Origin of the sequence: Streptococcus sp. UMB1203 (assembly GCF_030217725.1) — a bacterium.
Classification (GTDB): Bacteria; Bacillota; Bacilli; order Lactobacillales; family Streptococcaceae; genus Streptococcus.
In genome coordinates this window covers 1-22,653 of the sequence record NZ_JASOOK010000008.1, presented here as the reverse complement: position 1 = coordinate 22,653, position 22,653 = coordinate 1, and the positions used below count along the sequence as shown (strand labels likewise).

Genomic DNA, 22,653 nt, shown 5'->3' with positions numbered 1-22,653 from the left:
ATTAAAAATGGAAGTTAGAAATGTAAGTAAACGTTATGGTTCTTCAACTATTCTCAAAGATATAAATTTTACACTTAACAAGGGTGAAATTGTTGGTCTAGTAGGGAGAAACGGAGTTGGTAAGAGTACATTGATGAAAATTCTTGTTCAGAATAATCAACCGACTTCAGGGAATATTATAAGTAGTGATAATGTTGGGTATTTAATCGAAGAACCAAAATTATTTTTATCTAAAACAGGTTTAGAGAATTTAAAATATTTGTCAAATTTATATGGTGTTGACTACAATCAAGAAAGATTTGGAAGTTTGATCCAAGAGTTAGATTTGACTCAGTCTATTAATAAAAAAGTAAAGACCTATTCTTTGGGTACAAAACAAAAATTAGCTTTGCTTCTAACTCTCGTTACGGAACCTGATATATTGATTTTAGATGAACCGACTAATGGTTTAGATATTGAATCATCACAAATAGTTTTAGCGGTTCTAAAAAATTTAGCTTTACATGAAAATGTGGGAATTTTAATATCGAGTCATAAATTAGAAGATATTGAAGAAATTTGTGAGAGAGTCCTTTTCTTGGAGAACGGACTTTTGACATTCCAAAAAGTAGGAAAAGATAGTCATAATTGCTTGTTTGAGATAGCTTTTTCATCAGCTACAGATAGAGACATTTTCATTACCAAACAAGAATTTGGGGCTATTGTTCAGGAAGAGGGACTGAGAATTACTATGTCTGGGAATATTCAAAGTAGTGAGCTTTTTAAATTTTTTAACGAAAACTCTATTAAAGTAGTTGATTTTGAAACTAAAAAAGAGACGCTTAAAGATATTTATCTAAATCGTTCAAAATAAAGGAAGGTTATAATCATGAAATTAAATAAATTGAATTTTCTTAAGGAAAATATAAGAGATTTATATTCATCAGGCGTAATATATCTCGGTTTGCTTATCTCGTTTATACCGCCGATATTGGTTACATTCTTTATTCTAAAGATTCAAGGGACATCGCTTGGTATTAAGCATATTTCAAACTTTTATGCTATGATCGGTATGTTAATGGCTGTTATACATGCTAACCGAATTATTAGCAGGGATTTTTCCCACAATACGATAAGTTTATTTTATAATCAACAGAAAAATCGGATGATTTACCTCTTGTCTAATTTTCTATATGCCATCTCAGTTTCCATTATTTATGCTTTGAATGGCATTGTGCTACTAGTCATCGTAAGTAAATTGGGTGTTCCAGGTGATTTAGGATTAGATTTTATAGTAGCCATTGTAGTCAATACAATTTTGTTAGTCCTATTTTATTTTCTATTATCTTACATTTTCTATTTATACAAATTAAAAAGTGGCTTGGTATTTGGTTTTTTAGTAGCTTTACTACTCTTTATTCCTAATATATTAAATACGATTATGATGAATACTAGTAATGATTTGTTTATCAAAGCAATTGAACTTCTTCCTTTTTATTCTTTACCTGTATTTGTGGCTTCAAATACGATGTCTATTAGTCAGTATCTTGTGGTAATCACTATAATCATTTTATTGTGCTTTTTCACTATCAAGAAAAGCAAGAAGTATTCATTTTAGTTTTATTTAGTATTATTTTGCAGACTTAAAATCCAGCAAAAAATCAGTCATCTTGCTATGCTCCTGCTCTTGTTGTGTACACGTTTTTGTCTTATGCTAGACTCATTTCTAAAAGCATTATATAATAGTGATATGAAATCAACTAAACAAGAAATACAAGCAATCAAAACTCGTTTAAAAGACCCTACTAAAGCTAATACTAAACAAAAATAAAAGAGTAAACTAGGAAGTTTATTTCAAACAATCCAACATACTGGTTTTAGGCTGAAGATAATATTGGAGTGCTAATTAATGAGGTTATAATAAATAGCTGACAGCTTGTGTTGGTTTTGGATTTTTTAAGAGCAGATGAGTATTAAAACTATAAGGAGGACGCAGGTGGCTAAAAATTTAAAATTAAAATTAGCTCGGGTAGAGCTTGATTTAACTCAAGGTCAACTGGCAGAGGCTGTGGGGGTGACGCGCCAGACTATTGGTTTGATAGAGGCGGGAAAATACAATCCCAGTCTCTCGCTCTGCCAGTCCATTTGCAGATGTTTAGGGAAAACCCTAGACCAATTATTTTGGGAGGAAGAAGATGGTAACTAAATTCATTCATTATCAATTACTTGACGAAAGAGAAGAACAATTAATCAATAAAGCTGGGGCAGAATCTTTTTCACTCTTTATTGGGCTTGTACTTCTAAGCTATTTGGTGGCAGTGTTGGCTCCATCTATTTTTAATCCGAATTTTCTAGTCTATACTCTGATAGTAGGAATTTTCTTCTTTTTCAATCGTGCCCGTTATCTGGGAGTGACCTACTATAGTCGTTTTCATTTTACGATTTTGGGTTGTTTTTTTCTAACTTTGGCTATTACAGCTCTTTTGATGTTACAGAATTATCAATTCAACATAGAAATTTATCAGCACAATCCTTTGAACGTTAAATACCTGTCTGCTTGGGCAATTACTTATGTCATTTACCTTCCCTGGGTTTTTATTGGCAATCTTGGTCTGAAGAGTTATGGCGAATGGGCTCAGAAAAAGTTTGAACAAGATATGGATGAACTGGAGAGTGGAGAATAGCTTGTTACTCTTTTCTCAATCAGGCTAAAATGTGATATAATAGTACTAATTTATTGGAATACATGAAAGTTCTTGAAAATTTTCATGTGTTTCTAGCTAAGGAAGTAGGAAAAGTATGTATCCAGATGATAGTTTGACATTGCACACGGACTTGTACCAGATTAACATGATGCAGGTTTACTTTGACCAAGGAATTCACAATAAAAAGGCGGTCTTTGAGGTGTATTTCCGCCAACAGCCTTTTAAGAACGGCTATACGGTTTTTGCCGGTTTGGAAAGAATTGTGAGTTATCTTGAAGACCTGCGTTTTTCAGATAGTGATATTGCCTATTTGGAGTCGCTAGGCTATCATGGGGCATTTTTGGACTATCTCCGCAATTTCCAGTTGGAGTTGACCGTTCGTTCTGCCCAAGAAGGGGATTTGGTTTTTGCTAATGAGCCGATTGTGCAGGTGGAAGGCCCTCTAGCACAATGTCAGTTGGTCGAAACGGCTCTTTTGAACATCGTCAACTACCAGACCTTGGTGGCGACTAAGGCAGCTCGTATTCGCTCAGTCATTGAAGATGAACCTTTAATGGAGTTTGGGACACGTCGGGCGCAAGAGATGGATGCGGCTATCTGGGGAACACGCGCAGCGGTGATTGGTGGAGCCAATGGAACTAGCAACGTGCGTGCTGGTAAACTCTTTGACATTCCTGTTTTGGGAACCCATGCCCATGCTTTGGTTCAGGTTTATGGAAATGACTATGAAGCTTTCAAGGCTTATGCTGCGACCCACAAAAATTGCGTCTTTCTTGTGGATACCTATGACACCCTTCGCATCGGAGTTCCAGCTGCCATTCAGGTGGCGCGTGAGCTAGGTGACCAGATTAACTTTATGGGTGTGCGGATTGACTCTGGGGATATTGCCTACATTTCCAAGAAAGTCCGTCAGCAATTGGACGAGGCTGGATTTACAGAGGCTAAGATTTATGCTTCTAATGATCTAGATGAAAATACTATCCTCAACCTCAAGATGCAAAAAGCCAAGATTGATGTCTGGGGCGTGGGTACCAAGCTGATTACAGCCTATGACCAGCCAGCTCTTGGGGCAGTTTACAAGATTGTTGCGATCGAAGATGAAAATGGCAACATGCGCAATACGATCAAGCTGTCTAATAATGCGGAAAAAGTGTCTACGCCAGGTAAGAAGCAGGTGTGGCGCATTACCAGTCGTGAAAAAGGCAAGTCAGAAGGCGACTATATAACTTATGATGGCGTAGATGTTGCCGGCATGACAGAAATCAAGATGTTCCATCCGACCTATACTTATATCAAGAAGACGGTTCGTAATTTTGATGCTGTTCCTCTCTTAGTGGATATTTTCAAAGACGGAAAATTGATTTACAACCTGCCTAGCTTGACTGAGATCCAGGCTTATGCTCGTAAGGAGTTTGACAAGCTTTGGGATGAGTACAAGCGCGTGCTCAATCCGCAGCACTATCCAGTGGATTTGGCGCGTGATGTATGGCAAGACAAGATGGACTTGATTGACAAGATGCGCAAGGAAGCCCTTGGTGAAGGAGAAGAAGAATGAGTTTGCAAGAAACGATTATCCAAGAATTGGGCGTAAAACCAGTGATTGATGCCCAAGAAGAAATCCGTCGTTCCATTGATTTCTTAAAGAGATACCTGAAAAAACATCCCTTCCTAAAAACTTTTGTACTAGGGATTTCTGGAGGACAAGACTCAACCTTAGCAGGACGGTTTGCTCAACTGGCCATGGAAGAACTTCGAACAGAAACGGGCGATGACAGTTACAAATTTATCGCTGTCCGTCTGCCTTATGGAGTACAAGCCGATGAAGCAGACGCTCAAAAAGCCCTCGCTTTTATCCAGCCAGATGTCAGCTTGGTGGTTAATATTAAGGAATCAGCTGACGCCATGACAGCAGCAGTTGAAGCGACAGGAAGCCCTGTTTCAGACTTTAACAAGGGGAATATTAAGGCACGTAGCCGTATGATTGCCCAATATGCTCTGGCTGGTGCCCATAGCGGAGCGGTCATTGGAACAGACCATGCTGCGGAAAATATCACAGGTTTCTTTACCAAGTTTGGTGACGGGGGTGCAGATATTCTCCCTCTTTATCGCCTCAATAAACGTCAAGGAAAACAACTCTTGCAGGAACTTGGTGCAGACCCAGCCCTTTATGAAAAAATCCCAACAGCAGACCTAGAAGAAGACAAACCAGGTCTAGCTGATGAAGTAGCCCTCGGAGTCACTTATGAAGAGATTGACGACTACCTAGAAGGCAAAACAATCAGCCCAGAAGCCCAAGCGACTATTGAAAACTGGTGGCACAAAGGCCAACATAAACGCCACCTACCAATCACCGTCTTTGATGACTTTTGGGAGTGAAAACCTCCAGTGGAGGTTTTCAGCCCGAGTCTAGAAACGGGAAAACGAGGAACCTCCAGTGGAGGTTTTTACCCCTAGCATGGAAACAAGTAAGCTAGGAAGTCCAGTGGACCTTTTTAGCTTATTACCTTGAAATTCAACAGCAAAACAAATTTCAATGCTGACTGGACAGAGAATCATCTATTAGAAAGCGAGGTAGCGACATGAAAGCTATCGGTACGGAAATATTACAGACAGATCGTTTAATCTTGCGAAGATTTTTGGAAAGTGATGCAGAAGCCATGTTTCAGAATTGGGCTTCGTCCGCTGAAAATCTGACCTATGTCACCTGGGATCCTCATCCTGATGTCGAGGTGACTCGAAATTCGATTCGTAACTGGGTTACTTCCTATGATAATCCCAACTATTATAAATGGGCCATTTGCCTCAAAGAAAAACCTGAGCAAGTGATAGGAGATATTAGCATCGTTGAAATGGATGAGAATGATTCTTCTTGTGAAATTGGCTATGTTTTAGGAAAAAACTATTGGGGTCGTGGTATGATGACGGAGGCTTTGAAAGCTGTCTTGGACTTTTGTTTTACTCAAGCAGGTTTTCAAAATGTTTGAGCACGATATGCTAGTCTCAATCCAGCTTCAGGTCGTGTCATGGAGAAGGCTGGAATGTCCTATTTAAAAACAATTGTCAATGGTGTAGAGAGAAAAGGCTATCTGGCGGACCTAATTTATTATCAGATAAGTAGGAAAGACAGATAAGTTTAAAATTTTACTGATAATTTAGCGTTTATCCGCTATCCTAGTTTATTATTTTCTATTTCATTTATCCATTTTTTTCCGAATAAATAGATAGTAGCAGTGAATCTAGTAAACCTAGATTTAAAACTGTGATATAATAAAAGGAGGAAAAGGATGATTCTAAGACATCCGGGCATTAGCCCAACCAATGACTTGGTTGCTAAGAAAATCTTTAGTAATCCAGAAATCACTTGTCAATTTATCCGTGATATGCTGGACTTACCAGCCAAAAATGTGACGATTTTGGAGGGAAGCAATATTCATGTCTTGCCTTCCATGCCGTATTCGGCCCAGGATTTCTATACCAGTATAGATGTTTTAGCTGAACTAGATAATGGAACTCAAGTAATCATTGAGATTCAGGTGCATCATCAGAATTTTTTCATTAATCGCCTGTGGGCTTATCTATGCAGTCAGGTCAATCAAAATCTCGAAAAAATTCGCCAGCAAGAAGGAAATACTCACCAGAGCTACAAACACATCGCACCCGTTTATGCTATCGCAATTGTGGACAGCAATTATTTCTCAGATGATTTGGCTTTTCATAGTTTTAGTATGCGTGAGGATACGACAGGTGAGGTTTTAACACTTGCAAACAATGGACAGGAACACCATCTAGTCAAGATGGCGTTCTTGGAACTAAAAAAATACAGAGAAACCAGCAAAGATGAGGTTCGCAAGCCGTGGTTGGAGTTTTTTGGCAATAAGCCCTTTACCCAACAACCCGAGCAAGCCATTAGTCAAGCAGACCAACTGCTGGATTACAAGAGCTGGTCCGAGGAGGACAGGAAAATGTTTAGTCAACTACGTATGCGTGAAGAACAAGCCTTGTTAGCACAGGACTATGCCTTGGAAACTGCTAGGGCGAAAGGTTTAGAACGCGGGAAAGTTGAAGGAAGAGTCTTCGCTTTCTTAGATATGGTCCGCCAAGGTCTTCTGACTTCAGAGGTTGCGAGTGAGCAGCTGGGAATGACTGTCGCTGAGTTTGAGGCGCTGTTGTATGACCATCACCAATACTAGTCAAAATAGCATTCTTGGAATTAAAAAATACAGAGAAACTAGCAAAGATAAGCTTCGCCAGCCGTGGTTGGATTTTTTCTAAATCAGTAAGTCAATGACAGATTTTTCCGTGATAGATGGAAGAATCTGTTTTTTAGTTATGCTAGATGTAAGCTCTGAAACAGTAATACTCTTTGAAAATCTCTTCAAACCACGTCAGCTTCACCTTGCCGTATGTATGGTTACTGACTTCGTCAGTTTCATCTACAACCTCAAAACCGTGTTTTGAGCTGACTTCGTCAGTTTTATCTGCAATCTCAAAGCTGTATTTTGAGTAACCTGCGGCTAGCTTCCTAGTTTGCTCTTTGATTTTCATTGGGGATAAGATAGCTTACCTTTTGTCTTCATGCTTCTTTTTATTTTTTTGAAATATAACCTGATTAAATTCCTATTTTCCCCTATCATTGTCCCTGTTTTTTCTGGAGTTTTGGGGCTATAATAGTCCTATCAAATCAAAGAATGGAGGAAGGCAATGGATAATATTATCTTTTTTATTAGTGTGTTTCTTGCTGGAATTCTTTCCTTCTTTTCTCCTTGTATCTTACCCTTGTTACCGGTTTATGCAGGGGTCTTGTTGGATGATAAAGATGGTGCTCAGGCTTCTAGTGGCAAATTTTCAATCTCACTTGTTAGTTTATTGAGAACTTTGGCTTTTATAGCGGGGATTTCCTTTATTTTTATTTTACTGGGTTATGGAGCTGGTTTTTTAGGCAATTTGCTGTATGCTTCTTGGTTTCAGTATGTGACGGGTGCGGTTATCATTCTCTTGGGCTTGCACCAGATGGAAATCTTACATTTGCAGGGGCTCTACAAGGAAAGAAGGCTACAATTAAAGAGACAGGAGCAAAAGGGTAAGGGCTATAGTCAGGCATTTTTACTGGGGTTGACCTTTAGTTTTGCTTGGACGCCTTGTGTGGGGCCAGTTCTGGGCTCTGTTTTGGCCTTGGCGGCTTCAGGTGGTTCAGGTGCTTGGCAGGGAGCTGGTCTCATGTTAATCTATACGCTGGGGCTAGCGCTACCATTTTTGGTTTTAGCTCTAGCCTCCAGCTATGTTTTGAAACATTTCCGAAAACTCCATCCTTATCTCGGAACCTTCAAAAAAGTGGGTGGTTTCCTCATTATCGTGATGGGAATCTTGGTGCTTTTGGGAAATGCTTCCATTTTGACTACATTATTTGAATAGAGAGGAAGAAGAAATGAAAAAATGGCAAACATGTCTCCTTGGAGTAGGCTCAATCTGTTGCTTGGCAGCCTGTTCGGCTAAAAACATGTCAGACGAATCTACTATGAAGGAGCAAACGAAAACAGAACAAGTCAGTTCACAAACTGCTACTAAAGGTCAGGCGGTTGCTGATTTCGAACTGACGGGAGTAGATGGCAAGACTTACCGTTTATCTGATTATAAGGGTAAGAAAGTCTATCTCAAATTCTGGGCTTCTTGGTGTTCCATCTGTCTAGCCAGTCTTCCAGATACGGATGAAATTGCTAAGGATGCTGGTGATGATTATGTAGTTTTGACGGTGGTGTCTCCTGGACACAAGGGGGAACAAGCAGAATCAGACTTTAAGAACTGGTACAAGGGCTTGGATTATAAAAATATTCCAGTTCTAATTGATCCATCAGGCAAACTCTTGGAAAGTTATGGTGTCCGTTCTTACCCAACTCAAGCCTTTATAGACAAGGAAGGCAAGCTGGTCAAAACACAACCAGGTTTTATGGATAAGGATATGATTTTAAAAACATTGAAAGAAATGGGGTAGAGAAAGATCATGAATGATAAAGTAAAATTGTTTGTCTTGGCAGGAATCTTTTTCCTAGCCATAAGCGGTTTCTATTTTCTATTGATGCGAAATGCAGGGCAGACAGATAGCTCGCAAATTGAGAAAGCATCAGTTAGCCAAGGAGGAAAAACAGTGAAAAAAACAGAAGTTAGTAAAGATGCAGACTTGCACGAAATTTATCTAGCTGGGGGATGTTTCTGGGGAGTTGAGGAATACTTCTCACGTGTGCCTGGAGTGACAGATGCCGTTTCAGGCTATGCAAATGGTAGAGGGGAAACAACCAAGTACGAGTTGATTAACCAAACAGGACACGCGGAAACCGTCCATGTCACTTATGATGCTAAGCAAATCTCCCTCAAGGAAATCCTGCTTCATTATTTCCGAATTATCAATCCAACCAGCAAAAATAAACAAGGAAACGATGTGGGAACCCAGTACCGTACTGGTGTTTATTACACAGATGACAAGGATTTAGAGGTGATTAACCAAGTCTTTAATGAGGTGGCTAAGAAATACGACCAACCTCTAGCAGTTGAAAAGGAACCCTTGAAGAATTTTGTCGTGGCTGAGGATTACCACCAAGACTATCTCAAGAAAAATCCAAATGGCTACTGCCATATCAATGTTAATCAGGCAGCCTATCCCGTCATCGATGCCAGCAAATATCCCAAACCAAGTGATGAGGAATTGAAAAAGGCCTTGTCACCTGAGGAGTATGCAGTTACCCAGAAAAATCAAACAGAACGGGCTTTTTCAAACCGCTACTGGGATAAATTTGAATCCGGTATCTATGTGGATGTGGCCACTGGCGAACCCCTCTTTTCATCAAAGGATAAGTTTGAGTCTGGTTGTGGCTGGCCTAGTTTCACCCAACCTATCAGCCCAGATGTGGTTACCTACAAGGAAGATAAGTCCTACAATATGACGCGCATGGAAGTAAGAAGTCGAGTGGGAGATTCTCACCTTGGTCATGTCTTTACGGACGGTCCACAGGACAAGGGTGGCTTACGCTACTGTATCAATAGTCTTTCTATCCGCTTTATTCCTAAAGACCAAATGGAAGAAAAAGGCTATGCTTATTTACTAGATTATGTCGATTAAGTGACCTTTCCTAAGCAGTTAGAGGAGAATTTTGCTATACTGATACTAGTAAGTGACAAAGGAGCAGAGCATGACCTACACAATCTTAATTGTAGAAGATGAGTATCTGGTAAGACAAGGCTTGACCAAACTGGTCAATGTAGCAGCCTACGATATGGAAATCATCGGTCAGGCTGAAAATGGAAGGCAGGCTTGGGAATTGATACAAAAGCAGGTGCCAGATATCATTTTAACCGATATCAACATGCCTCAGCTAAATGGCATCCAGTTGGCCAGTCTGGTCCGAGAAACCTATCCTCAGGTGCATCTAGTTTTTTTGACAGGTTACGATGATTTTGATTATGCCTTGTCTGCCGTCAAACTAGGTGTGGATGACTACCTGCTCAAGCCCTTTTCTCGTCAGGATATTGAGGAAATGTTGGGGAAAATCAAGCAAAAGTTGGATAAGGAAGAAAAGGAAGAGCAGTTACAAGATTTACTGACCGATAAGTTTGAAGGAAATATGGCCCAGAAAATCCAGTCCCATCTGGCTGATAGCCAGTTTAGTTTAAAGTCTTTGGCCAGTGACTTGGGCTTTAGTCCGACTTATCTGAGTTCTTTGATTAAGAAAGAGTTGGGACTACCTTTTCAGGATTACCTGGTGAGAGAACGTGTCAAACAAGCCAAACTCTTGCTTTTAACTACAGATCTGAAAATTTATGAGATCGCAGAGAAAGTTGGTTTTGAAGATATGAATTATTTTACCCAACGCTTTAAGCAGATTGCAGGTGTGACACCTCGTCAGTTTAAGAAGGGGGAAGGTCGATGAAGCGTTCTTCTCTCTTAGTCAGAATGGTGATTTCCATCTTTCTGGTCTTTCTCATTCTCCTAGCTCTGGTTGGGACTTTCTACTATCAATCTAGTTCTTCAGCCATTGAGGCTAGTATTGAGGGCAATAGCCAGACGACTATCAGCCAAACTAGCCACTTTATCCAGTCTTATATCAAAAAATTAGAAACCACCTCGACTAGTTTGACCCAGCAGGCAGATGTCCTAGGCTATGCTGAGAATCCCAGTCAAGACAAGGTCAAGGGAATTCGAGATTTGTTTTTGACCATCTTAAAGTCAGACCAAGACTTGAAAGTTGTTGTACTGGTCACAAAATCCGGTCAGGTCATTTCTACAGATGATAGTGTGCAAATGAAAACCTCCTCTGATATGATGGCTGAGGACTGGTATCAGAAGGCCATTCATCAGGGAGTCATGCCTATTTTGACTCCAGCTCGCAAATCAGACAGTCAGTGGGTCATTTCTGTCACTCAGGAACTTGTTGATGCAAAGGGTGCCAATCTTGGCGTACTTCGCTTGGATATTTCCTACGAAACTCTGGAAGCCTATCTCAACCAACTCCAGTTGGGGCAGCAGGGCTTTGCCTTTATTATCAATGAAAACCATGAATTTGTTTATCATCCTCAACACACAGTTTATAGCTCAGCTAGTGAAATGGAAGCCATGAAACCCTACATTGAGACAGGGCAGGGCTATACGCTCGACCACCAATCCTACGTCAGTCAGGAAAAGATTGCAGGAACTGATTGGACGGTGCTTGGCGTGTCATCACTGGAAAAGTTAGACCAGGTTCGGAGTCAACTCTTGTGGACCTTGCTTGGGGCTAGTGTCACATCACTTCTTGCCTGTCTCTGCTTGGTGTGGTTCAGTCTCAAGCGCTGGATTGCCCCTTTGAAGGATTTGAGAGAAACCATGCTGGAAATTGCTTCTGGTGCTCAAAATCTTCGTGCCAAGGAAGCGGGTGCTTATGAACTGAGAGAGGTGACTCGTCAGTTCAATGCCATGTTGGATCAGATTGATCAGTTGATGATAGATGTTCGTATCCAGGAGGAAACGACCCGTCAGTACCAACTTCAAGCCCTATCAAGCCAGATTAATCCGCATTTCCTCTATAATACCTTAGACACCATCATCTGGATGGCTGAATTTCAGGATAGTCAGCGAGTGGTTCAGGTGACCAAGTCCTTGGCAACCTATTTCCGCTTGGCGCTCAATCAAGGTAAGGACTTGATTTGCCTGTCTGATGAAATCAATCATGTTCGCCAGTATCTCTTTATCCAGAAACAACGTTATGGGGATAAGCTAGAATACGAAATTAATGAAACTCCTGCCTTTGATAATCTAGTCTTGCCCAAGCTGGTGCTACAACCTCTAGTAGAAAATGCTCTTTACCATGGTATTAAAGAAAAGGAAGGTCAGGGACATATTAGAGTTTCTGTCCAGGAACAGGATTCGGGCTTGGTCATCCGCATTGAGGATGATGGAGTTGGCTTCCAAGCTGCTGGCGATAGTAGTCAAAGTCAACTCAAACGTGGAGGAGTTGGTCTTCAAAATGTTGACCAACGGCTCAAACTTCATTTTGGAGAAGATTACCAGATGAAGATTGATTCTGTCCCCTCAAAAGGAACGACAGTTGAAATATACATAAATAGAATAGAAACTAGCTAACTCCCAGTCAATTCTGGGAGTTTTATGCGTAATTGGGCAAGCTTTCTAGGTTGTCTATCTTGCTAAAAAGTAGAAAAAACGATATGATAGATAATGACAAAAGAGGTATCAAGTATGAAGGAAAAAGACATTCAAAGAGAAACAAGCCAGATTGTAAAAGATGTATTAGAAAAGGCCAATTTGAAGCAAGGATCTATCTTTGTTTTGGGTCTTTCTTCTAGTGAGGTGATAGGTGGTCAGATTGGCAAGGAATCCAGCCAAGAAATTGGGGAAATCATTGTGAAGAACATCCTAGATATCCTAGAGGAACAAGGAATTCATCTAGCCGTTCAAGGTTGTGAACATGTCAATCGGGCCCTCGTCGTTGAACGTCAGGTGGCTGAACAGTTTGGTCTGGAAATAGTTAGTGTCCTTCCTACTCTCCATGCAGGAGGTTCGGGTCAATTGGCAGCCTTCAAGTTGATGCAGGATCCAGTTGAGGTTGAATTTATCAAGGCTCATGCTGGATTGGATATCGGAGACACTGCAATTGGCATGCATGTCAAGCATGTTCAGGTTCCGATTCGCCCTCTTTTGAGAGAGATTGGGCATGCCCATGTAACGGCTCTTGCAAGTCGTCCAAAATTAATCGGAGGTGCGCGTGCGCATTATCCACAAGATTCTATTAGAAAGTCGTGAAAATGAGAAAAACAAAACAACAACTAGAAAAGATTACCAAATATTCGATTCGTAAGCTAACTGTTGGGGTAGGTCCTGTAGCCATTGGGGCCTTCCTTTTTGGTGCTGCTACCCTTTCAGTAGATAAGGTTCAAGCCAATGAAGTTGGCGGTGCTCATAGTGTTCATTACCGTTATTTGGCGGAGCAGGAATTGACCGAGTCTGAAAAAGCCCTGATTCACCATGAGGTTCCAACAGAATTTCAAGATGATGATATTCTTTATGTAGTTTATCGCAAGAAGGCAACTAACAGTCAACAACTTCCTTACACAGGAAGTAAAGAATTAGCCTTGGCAGGCCTTGGTTTGGCAACAGCTTCGCTAGCAGTCTTTTTGGTGTCTAAAAAAGGTCGCAAAGAGGTCCTAGGTGTTCTCTTGATTGGTTCTTTAGGAGCTAGCACTTTTGTACCTTATGGGACATTCGCATTTGAAAATAAAGAATTACTTTCTTATAACCAAACTATTTCAGCCTCTACACATGAAGGTTTGGCTGAAGGGATTATCCATATTGATGGCTATGAATACATTGGATACTTCAAGGAAGCAGAACTCCATCCATCAAGACCAGCTTCAGTGGAACAGTCTCAGTTGCCAGTAGAAAAGCAAAGTGCAAATGAAATCGAGAAGACAGAAGTAGTTCAAGAAACACCGACTGTTGCGCCAGAAACTGTCGTTGAAAAACCTGTGACAGCTCCTGCTATTGAAGAAAAAACAGTTTCTGAGAAGCCTCAAACTAGACAGGAAGAGAGCTTGGTAGAGATTCCGTTTGAAACAGTCACAAGCCCAGATGCGAATCTAGCAGAAGGACAGACTCGTATCGTCACATCCGGAGTAAATGGTCAGCGCCGCCTTGTAACCAAAGTATCGATGGTTAATGGTCAAGAAGTTAGAGAAGTCATCGAAGACCAAGTGGTTCAAAATCCTGTTTCGCAAGTCATTGCAGTTGGAACTAAGAAAGAAGAGCAACCTGCTCCAACTCCAACCCCACAAGCTGAACCAACGCATCAGGTAGCTAAAGGAACGCAAGAGGCAGGCAAAGAAGGTCAAGCCTTAACGCAACCAACCTTACCAGAGGCTCCAGTTGAATCAAAAGGGACTCAAGAACCAGGTAAAGAGGGCCAAGCTCTAACACAACCAGAACTTCCAGAGGCTCCAGTTGAATCAAAAGGTACCCAAGAGGAAGGCAAAGAAGGCCAATCTTTAACCCAGCCAGAATTGCCAGAAGCTCCAATCGAATCAAAAGGTACCCAAGAGGAAGGCAAAGAAGGCCAATCTTTAACCCAGCCAGAATTGCCAGAGGCTCCAGTTGAATCAAAAGGTACCCAAGAGGAAGGTAAAACTGGCCAAGCTCTTGTACAAGAACAGTTACCTGAGTACAAAGTAACTGAGGGAACCCTTGTTGAAACATCGACTACAGACTTAGACTACAAAACTGAGATGACTGAGGACCCAACCAAGTACACAGACGAAGAAACTGTCGTAAGAAATGGTGAAAAAGGTAGTCAAGTTACTAAAACAACTTATAAAACAGTAGAAGGTGTTAAAACTGACCAAGTTCTTTCAACTAGCACAGAAGTTACCAAGGAACCTGTAAACCAACAGGTAAGTCGTGGGACAAAACCAATTGAAGGAACTCTGGTAGAAGAAAGTATTGAAAAGATTCCATTTAAGGAAAAAGTTGAAGAAGATGATCAACTGAAAAAAGGCTTAGAAGTTGTAGCTCAAGAAGGAAAAGAAGGTCAGAAAAAAATCACCAAGACCTTTAACACCATCAAAGGAGTTAAAACAGAAGACGCTCCAAAAGTTACAGAGGAAATCCTTGAGGCACCTCAAGACAAAATTTTGAAACGTGGTACCAAGAGCTTTGAAAAACCAGTATTGACCATCACTGCAGTTGAACCTAAGGATTTGAAACGGACTTCAGATGTTAAATACAGTCTAGAAAATCCAAGCAAGGCAGCCATTAAATCTATCACCTTAACTCTGAAAAAAGGTGATGAGATTGTGAAAACCTTGAATGTTTCACCAGACGACCTGACAACTACCTTGACAGATTTGCAGTACTACAAGGATTATAAACTTGAAACTAAGATGGTTTATGACCGTGGTGAGGGTGATGAGGAAGAAGTTCTGAAGGAAGAACCGCTAAGACTTGACCTCAAAAAAGTTGAAATCAAAAATATCAAAGAAACAAGCTTGATGAGTGTGGACGCTGACGGTAACGAAACAGATACTAGTTTGCTGACAGAAAAACCAGCTGATGTTGCTCCACTTTACCTACGAGTGACAACTCACGACAACAAAGTTACACGACTTGCTGTTGACAAGATTGAAGAAGTAGAAAAAGACGGAAAAACTTTATACAAAGTCACTGCCAAAGCACCTGATTTGATTCAACGGAATGCTGATAACACACTTAGCGAAGAGTATGTTCATTATTTTGAAAAACAAAAAGCCAAAGAAGGTAATGTATACTACAATTTCAAAGAATTAATTGAAGATATGCAAAAAACTCCAAATGGTGAGTTTAAACTTGGTGCGGATTTAAACGCTGTGAATGTACCAACACCAAGTAAATCTTACGTGACAGCTAAATTCACTGGTAAGCTATCTAGTGAGGGTGATAAACGTTACACTATTCACAATTTAGCTCGTCCGTTATTTGCACAAGCTGAGAATGCTCATATTCACGACATCAATCTGGGTAATGTTGATATCAATATGCCTTGGGCGAACAAGACAGCACCGCTTGGTGAGATGTTTAAGAAGTCAACGATTGAAAACATTAAAGTAACAGGTAATGTTGTAGGTAACAATGACGTTACGGGTATGGTCAATAAACTGGATGAATCCAATATGCGTAATGTAGCCTTTATCGGCAATATTACAAGTGTAGGGAACGCAGGATGGTGGTCAGGTGGGCTTGTCAGCGAAAGCTGGAGAAGTAACACAGATAACTCTTACATTGATGCCTATATCAAAGGGAATAAAGCTAAGGTCGGTGGACTTGTTGCTAAATTGAATCATGGTGATAATCCGAGAGATGTTAGTGCATGGGGACGTTTGAAGAACTCTGTTGCAAAAGGTACGATTGATGTGAAAGAACCTCTTGAAACAGGTGGTTTGCTTCATTCTAACTGGTCATGGGGACTTGCTGAAAATAACGTTACTATGATGAAGGTGAAGAATGGTGGTGAGATTCTTTACGGTTCTCGTGATGCAGAGGATGATGATTACTTTGGTGCAAACTGGGTTCGAAATAATAATGTATTCGTTAATGGTGTAAGTGAAGGTAAACAATCCTATTCTCGTTCTAGTCGTTGGAAAGGTGTTTCCCAAGAAGAAGCTGATGCAAGAATTGCTAAAATGGGAATTACTGCACATGAATATACAATAACTGAACATTTTGTAGATAAGTTAAATCATAAGGAATCAAAAGCTGACACTTATAAATCTACTCAAGACTATGATGCATCTCGTGAGCTTGCTTACCGTAACATCGAAAAACTTCAACCATTCTACAATAAAGAATGGATTGTAAATCAAGGTAACAAGATTCCTTCAGATTCTAAATTACTGAATACAGAAGTATTATCTGTTACAGGTATGAAAGATGGACAATTTGTGACCGATTTATCAGATGTTGATCATATTATGATTCATTACGCTGACGGTACAAAAGAAGAAAAATCCGTATCACCTAAGGTTACATCAAAAGTGGCTCAAGTAAAAGAATATGCTATTACAGATTTAGGTGATGTCGTTTACACACCAAATATGGTGGATAAGAATCGTAACAAACTAATTGCTGATGTGAAAGAAAAATTAGCAAGTGTCGAATTGATTTCACCTGAAGTGCGTGCATTGATGGACAAACGTGATAAACCTGCTGAAAATAGTGACAATCATAAGAACAATTATATTCGTAACTTATTCTTAGAAGAAAGCTTTGACGAAGTAAAAGGTAACCTTGATAAACTTGTGAAAGCAATCGTTGAAAATGAAGACCATCAGTTAAACGGCGACGAAGCTGCAATGAAGGCTCTTGTGAAGAGAGTAGAAGATAACAAAGCAAAAATTATGATGGGTCTGGCTTATCTCAATCGCTATTATGGTTTTGCGTATGGTGATATGAGCATTAAAGACATCATGATGTTTAAACCGGATTTCTATGGTAAATCAACGAATGTCATCGACCGCTTAATTCAAATCGGTTCACGTGAACACTTCTTGAAAGGTGATAGAACACAGGATGCATATCGTGATGTGATTGCAAGTGCTACTGGTAAAGCTAACTTGCATGAATTCCTAAAATACAACATGGAATTATTCACAAATGATACTGATATGAACACTTGGTTCAAGAATAACATTGCGGATAATGCTTATGTTGTTGAGAAACAATCATCAAATCCAGATTTCGCTAATAAGAAATATAAACTGTATGAAGTAATTAACAACGGTCATCATGGACGTTATATCTTACCACTTCTTAACCTGAAGAAAGCGCATATGTTCTTAATTACGACCTATAATACGATTGCGTTTAGTTCGTTTGAGAAATATGGTAAGACAACCGAAGCCCAACGTGAAGAGTTCAAGAAAGAAATCAATTTACGCGCGCAAGAACAAATCAATTATTTGGACTTCTGGTCAAGACTTGCTGCGGATAACGTTCGTAATCAACTCCTTAAGAGTGAAAATATGGTATCATCAGCTATTTGGGATAATCACTTTGCACCAGACCTTGGTTGGGTTGACCGTATGGGACATACTAAGAACGGGGACTTTGCTCCGATTCGTGAATTCTATGGTCCAACAGGTAAGTGGCATGGTAACAACGGTATGGGAGCTTATGCCTATATTTTCCAAAATCCACAACCACAAGAAGCTGTCTATTATATTTTATCTAGCTTAATCAGTGACTTCGGAACGTCTGCATTTACTCACGAAACTACACATATTAATGATCGTATGGCCTACTTGGGTGGATGGCGTCACCGTGAAGGAACAGACGTTGAAGCCTTTGCTCAAGGTATGTTACAATCACCATCTGTATCAAATCCAAATGGTGAATATGGTGCCTTAGGATTGAATATGGCATATGAGCGTCAAAATGATGGTAAGCAATGGTATAACTATAATCCTAATATGCTAGATAGTCGTCAGAAGATTGATCATTACATGAAGAATTATAATGAATCAATGATGATGCTTGATTACTTAGAAGCTAATGCCGTTATTAAGAAAAATGAAGGTACAAATGATAAGTGGTTCAAGAAAATGGACCGAGAATGGCGTTCGAATGCTGATCGTAACAGTCTAAAAGGTGAGCCACATCAATGGGATAAACTTCGTGATTTAAATGATGAAGAGAAAAACATGAAGTTAACAACGATTGATCAATTGGTAAACAATAACTTTGTTACGAAGCATGGAATGCCAGGTAATGGACGTTACCGTTCGGAAGGTTTCGATTCTGCTTATCAAACAGTTAATATGATGGCAGGTATCTATGGTGGTAATACAAGTAGAAGTGCTGTAGGTTCTATTTCATTTAAACATAATACATTCCGTATGTGGGGTTACTTTGGTTACCTCGATGGTTTCTTAGGATATGCTTCTAATAAATACAAAGATGCTGCTAAGAAAGAAAACAACGGTTATGTTGGAGATGATTTTATCATTAAGAAAGTTTCAAATGGAAGATTCCAAAACTTAGAAGAATGGAAATCTGCTTGGTACCATGAAGTTCATGAGAAAGCTCAAAAAGGTTTTGTTGAAATTGAAATTAATGGTGAGAAAATTTCAACTTATGCGAGACTTCAAGAGTTGTTTGATGAAGCAGTTGAAAAAGATCTTAAAGGGAATGGATTTGGAAATACAGTTGGTCTGAAAGAGAAAGTTTATAAACAACTTTTACAAAAATCTAACGGATTTACTGGAGATTTATTCACTAAATAGTAGATAAGACTAGTATAATAAAAAGGTAGATCAGTTTTGACTGGATCTACCTTTTTGATGTTTTTGAAGTTCTTAAATGTTCATTTACAAGCATAATTATTGAATATATTTATAACCAAAATACTAGAAAATAGATTTTCAAAAAGTAAATGAAATGTCAGTCTGGGCTTTGTTTTATGGATTCTGTTCGAGTTCAAACAACTTGCAAAAATAGTTTAAAAATTATAAAATGAAATATAAAGTAATTTGTAAATACGCATAAAATTCAATATGATATAATGTGTACATAGATAAGAGAAAAGGAAATATTATAAATGAAGAACAAGCTTTCTGATAAGTCCCTTGAGAATCAGAGAAAAGAAAAAATCATGCGTTTCTCCATTCGTAAATATAGTTTTGGTGCAGCGAGTGTAGCGGTTGCTGCCTTTTTAATGTTTTTAGGAAATGGAGCAGTTGCAGCGGATCAATTGAAAGTAACTGAAGAGTCTTCTAGTAAAGTAGAGTTGGCTAAAGAAGGTGGGGATAAGACTGAAAAACAGAGTGAGTCCAAAATTAGTGAGCCGAAAATTACTAAACCAGAACTAGATAAAAGTCAACTTGCAAATTATATTGGTGAAATTGAAGGTAAGATTTCAAGTGGAGCTTACGCTAATAAGACTGAGGAAAGTGTAGCGAGTCTAGCTGCTGAGTTAGCTAATGCCAAAGCAACTTTAGCGAGCGCAAGCAGTCAAGAAGAATTGACGAGTGCCTATCAAAAACTGGTTACTACTGTTAACTCAAAATTACGAAATAAGCCGGTTGAGAAAAAAGAAATTGTTTCAACAGATACTACTGAGGGTAAAGAAACAGTTGGTATCAAAGCTGAGAATACTGAGAAACCATCAGAATCAAATGCGATTGAAAATACTGGTGCCAATGATCCGCGTAATGGAAGTGAAATTGAAAAGGATACAACATTCCGTGCAGCTGTCAATCAAGATCCAAAGGTAGACTTTACATTCTCCATACCAGATGAGAAGAAAATCTATATCTATAACGAAGAGCATTTTTCATTAGAAATTCCAGTTTATTCTGAAACTGGAAAAATTCGCTATGCAACGATTAAGAAAGGATCTAGACAAAGATTCCCTAATGTTGCAGGTACAGATAATGACTTGGATGTTGAATTTGGATTTACAGCTACTGTAATAAATCGTGCTGAAACGGCAGGGGTAACATCGGAGGCGAGTCAAGCAAATCCTGCGAAAATCGTCATTACAGGTCGTCCAAATGATATATTAAAAAAGAACAGAGATTACACAAAACAAGAAAACCAAACATTAAATGTTGGTACTCGTTATGTTCAAGTAGTTGATGACCAAGGTAGAGAAAATCTTAAAAAAGGTATGGATATAACGGATCCAGGATATTTCTACTTAGTATTAAAATCTCAAGCAAAAAAATACGCCTTAAGATCTCAACCTACAGATGAAAAGATTTCTGTAACTAGTTTGACAAATCCTACAGCAGAAGATTTAAAGAAAATCAAAGATAGTATTCAATTAGAATATTCAACAACAAACGAAGATGCACGATTTGCTGATAGACGTGGAACTTTAGTAGAACACCCAGAGGATGTTATTCAATCGGTTAATATCGTTGGGAATAATATTGTTGTTACATTTACAGATGGTTCTACGAAGACGAAACCAGTAAGTGAAATTGTACAAAAAAATGTTCCACCGGTTGTTAATCTACCGTATTCAAACGAAGCGAACAGAAATATTTATATCTATTCTGGAGAAGAGACAGACCTAACATTTACTGCAACGGATGAGTCTAAGATTAAGGACCTAAAACTTCGTGGCCCTGGTGACATTAACTATAATAATGCAACTAGTTTTGGTTTAGCAGTAGGAAATATTGTTGATAGCGCAGTAACAAGCGGAGCAGGTTCTGTTTCTGAAGATAAGAAGACAGCAACCATTAAAATGACTGGAACAACGAATTTAACTGCTGGGAAAAAATGGACAAGTGTTATCGTTGCAAAAGATGACAACAATGGAGAAAGTGCACCTTTTAACGGAAGAATTAATGCAACTACTAATCCTGCAGAACGTCAAAAAATTGAAGGTTATGTTGAGTTTGTTGTAAAAAATCAAACTACTAAATATGATATTAAGACTCCAGAAGGAACAGTTAGTGTAGTAGATCCAGCGAATGTAACTGCAGAAGAATTTGAAAAAATTAAAGAAAAAGTAAAAATTGAATACTCTCAAACTAACGATGATGCTAATTTTACTAGCAAGAGAGGACAAGCTGTAGACAATCAGGCGACAAGAATTTCTACGATTACAAAAGATGCTAATGGAAATCTTGTTGTGACCTATAAAGATGGTTCAACTGATACAAAACCTTTATCAGAATTCACAAGTTTAAATAAACAACCTGCAATTGATGCAATTAATACAGCTGCAGACAATAAAATTGCAGAGATTAATGCTAATACAAACGCAACTGCCGAAGAAAAAGTAGCTGCAATCGAAAAAGTTAATGCCGATAAGGCGAAAGCTTTAACAGCAATTAATGATAACTCGGTAACGACAAAAGCAGCATTAGATAATGCCAAAACATCTGGGACAACAGCGATTAGCAATGATAATCCTGTAGCAACGAAGAAAGATACGGCAAAAGCAGCTATTGACTCAGCTTTAAGAGAGAAAGAAGCAGCCATCGATGCGAATAACGACTTAACGACAGAAGAGAAGAATGCAGCAAAAGCAGATGCACAGGCAAAAGCGAATGCAGCAAAAACAGCAATCGATAATGCTACAACAAACGTAGCAGTGGACTCAGCCCAAACGGCAGGAACAACAAGTGTAAGTTCAGTAACGCCAACAGCGGTAGCGAAACCAGTGGCTAAGAAAGCAATCGAAGACGCGCTGAAAGCGAAAGTAGCACAACTTGATGCAAGAAATGATTTAACAACTGAAGAAAAAGAAGCAGCAAAAGCAGATGCACAAGCAAGAGCAACAGCGGCTAAAAATAATATTGATACTGCAACAACAAACTCAACAGTAGATAATGCGAAAACTACAGGCGTTGCTGATGTAGAAAGCGTTAATCCGCAAGCAAGCCAAAAGAAAACTGACGCAAAAAATGCAGTTGATGAAGCGTTAAAAGCAAAAGAAGCAGAGATTGATGCCAATAACGATTTGACTGCTGAAGAAAAATCCAAAGCTAAGGAAGACGCAAAATCCAAAGCAGATGTAGCAAAGCAAGCCATCGACAACGCGACAACAAACGATGCGGTAGAACAAGCTAAAAATGACGGAGCGACAAGTATATCTTCAGTAACTCCAACACCAACAGCTAAACCGGCTGCAAAACAAGCCATCGATGACGCATTGAAAGCAAAGAATGACGCGATTGATTCCAATAACGATTTAACGGCTGAAGAAAAAGCCAAAGCTAAGGAAGATGCGAAAGCCAAAGCCGACGCAGCGAAACAAGCGATCGACAACGCGACAACAAACGATGCAGTAACTCAAGCTAAAAACGCTGGGGCAACATCAGTAGATTCGGTGACTCCAACGCCGGTAGTCAAACCAGCTGCAAAACAAGCCATCGATGACGCATTGAAAGCAAAGAATGACGCGATTGATTCCAATAACGATTTAACGGCTGAAGAAAAAGCCAAAGC

The 22,653-nt window shown here is 39.4% G+C and carries 16 protein-coding genes and 1 pseudogene; 16 read left to right on the top strand and 1 reads right to left on the bottom strand.

What is annotated here, in order from left to right; all coding sequences use genetic code 11:
* The first annotated feature begins 7 nt into the window (after window positions 1-7).
* The 8 genes and pseudogenes from QP439_RS03365 to QP439_RS03330 all read left to right on the top strand — a co-directional run bounded on the left by QP439_RS03365 (window position 8) and on the right by QP439_RS03330 (window position 6,874).
* Window positions 8-853, top strand: a complete 846-nt coding sequence (locus QP439_RS03365; protein WP_285387606.1) for an ATP-binding cassette domain-containing protein — start codon at window positions 8-10, stop codon at window positions 851-853.
* Between the two features lie 15 nt (window positions 854-868).
* Window positions 869-1,597 carry a hypothetical protein gene (locus QP439_RS03360; protein WP_285387604.1) on the top strand — a complete coding sequence of 243 codons (729 nt, stop codon included), beginning with the start codon at window positions 869-871 and terminating at the stop codon, window positions 1,595-1,597.
* Window positions 1,598-1,975: 378 nt separating this feature from the next.
* On the top strand, window positions 1,976-2,185 hold the full coding sequence (locus tag QP439_RS03355) for a helix-turn-helix transcriptional regulator (protein WP_173875948.1): 210 nt from the start codon (window positions 1,976-1,978) through the stop codon (window positions 2,183-2,185).
* Window positions 2,175-2,663, top strand: coding sequence for a DUF6773 family protein (locus QP439_RS03350; protein ID WP_285387602.1), 489 nt, complete (start codon window positions 2,175-2,177; stop codon window positions 2,661-2,663). The genes QP439_RS03355 and QP439_RS03350 overlap by 11 nt, the downstream gene beginning before the upstream one ends.
* Window positions 2,664-2,778: 115 nt before the next feature.
* Window positions 2,779-4,239, top strand: coding sequence for a nicotinate phosphoribosyltransferase (locus tag QP439_RS03345; protein WP_285387601.1), 1,461 nt, complete (start codon window positions 2,779-2,781; stop codon window positions 4,237-4,239).
* Entirely contained in the window at window positions 4,236-5,060 is an 825-nt protein-coding gene (gene nadE, locus QP439_RS03340; protein WP_285387599.1) for an NAD(+) synthase, read from the top strand. Before QP439_RS03345 ends, nadE begins: the two co-directional genes overlap by 4 nt.
* 203 nt (window positions 5,061-5,263) lie before the next feature.
* Window positions 5,264-5,815 (top strand): annotated as a pseudogene (locus tag QP439_RS03335) (GNAT family N-acetyltransferase).
* A gap of 153 nt (window positions 5,816-5,968) precedes the next feature.
* Window positions 5,969-6,874: an Rpn family recombination-promoting nuclease/putative transposase gene (locus QP439_RS03330; protein ID WP_285387598.1), complete on the top strand. Its 906-nt coding sequence runs from the start codon at window positions 5,969-5,971 to the stop codon at window positions 6,872-6,874.
* Between the two features lie 142 nt (window positions 6,875-7,016).
* Here QP439_RS03330 and QP439_RS03325 read toward each other — a convergent pair whose 3' ends face one another.
* Window positions 7,017-7,229, bottom strand: a complete 213-nt coding sequence (locus QP439_RS03325; protein ID WP_285387597.1) for a hypothetical protein — start codon at window positions 7,227-7,229, stop codon at window positions 7,017-7,019.
* A gap of 156 nt (window positions 7,230-7,385) precedes the next feature.
* Between QP439_RS03325 and ccdA2 the strand changes: the two genes are divergently transcribed.
* From ccdA2 to QP439_RS03285, 8 genes are all read left to right on the top strand, one after another.
* A complete protein-coding gene (ccdA2, locus tag QP439_RS03320; RefSeq protein ID WP_285387595.1) occupies window positions 7,386-8,096 on the top strand; it encodes a thiol-disulfide oxidoreductase-associated membrane protein CcdA2 in 711 nt (236 codons plus the stop codon).
* A 13-nt stretch (window positions 8,097-8,109) separates the two neighbouring features.
* Window positions 8,110-8,673, top strand: coding sequence for a redoxin family protein (locus tag QP439_RS03315; RefSeq protein WP_261080732.1), 564 nt, complete (start codon window positions 8,110-8,112; stop codon window positions 8,671-8,673).
* A 9-nt stretch (window positions 8,674-8,682) separates the two neighbouring features.
* Window positions 8,683-9,795 carry a peptide-methionine (R)-S-oxide reductase MsrB gene (gene msrB / locus QP439_RS03310; RefSeq protein ID WP_261080733.1) on the top strand — a complete coding sequence of 371 codons (1,113 nt, stop codon included), beginning with the start codon at window positions 8,683-8,685 and terminating at the stop codon, window positions 9,793-9,795.
* Window positions 9,796-9,865: 70 nt separating this feature from the next.
* Window positions 9,866-10,603: a response regulator transcription factor gene (locus QP439_RS03305; RefSeq protein ID WP_004261873.1), complete on the top strand. Its 738-nt coding sequence runs from the start codon at window positions 9,866-9,868 to the stop codon at window positions 10,601-10,603.
* Window positions 10,600-12,291, top strand: coding sequence for a cache domain-containing sensor histidine kinase (locus QP439_RS03300; protein WP_285387591.1), 1,692 nt, complete (start codon window positions 10,600-10,602; stop codon window positions 12,289-12,291). Before QP439_RS03305 ends, QP439_RS03300 begins: the two co-directional genes overlap by 4 nt.
* A gap of 114 nt (window positions 12,292-12,405) precedes the next feature.
* A complete protein-coding gene (locus QP439_RS03295) occupies window positions 12,406-12,969 on the top strand; it encodes a TIGR01440 family protein (RefSeq protein WP_000659515.1) in 564 nt (187 codons plus the stop codon).
* A 2-nt stretch (window positions 12,970-12,971) separates the two neighbouring features.
* The gene (locus QP439_RS03290; protein WP_254754303.1) at window positions 12,972-18,971 is read left to right on the top strand and encodes a ZmpA/ZmpB/ZmpC family metallo-endopeptidase; all 6,000 of its coding nucleotides are present in this window, start codon (window positions 12,972-12,974) and stop codon (window positions 18,969-18,971) included.
* A 314-nt stretch (window positions 18,972-19,285) separates the two neighbouring features.
* A partial coding sequence (locus tag QP439_RS03285) for a sialic acid-binding adhesin (RefSeq protein ID WP_285387589.1) occupies window positions 19,286-22,653 on the top strand: 3,368 nt, incomplete at its 3' end.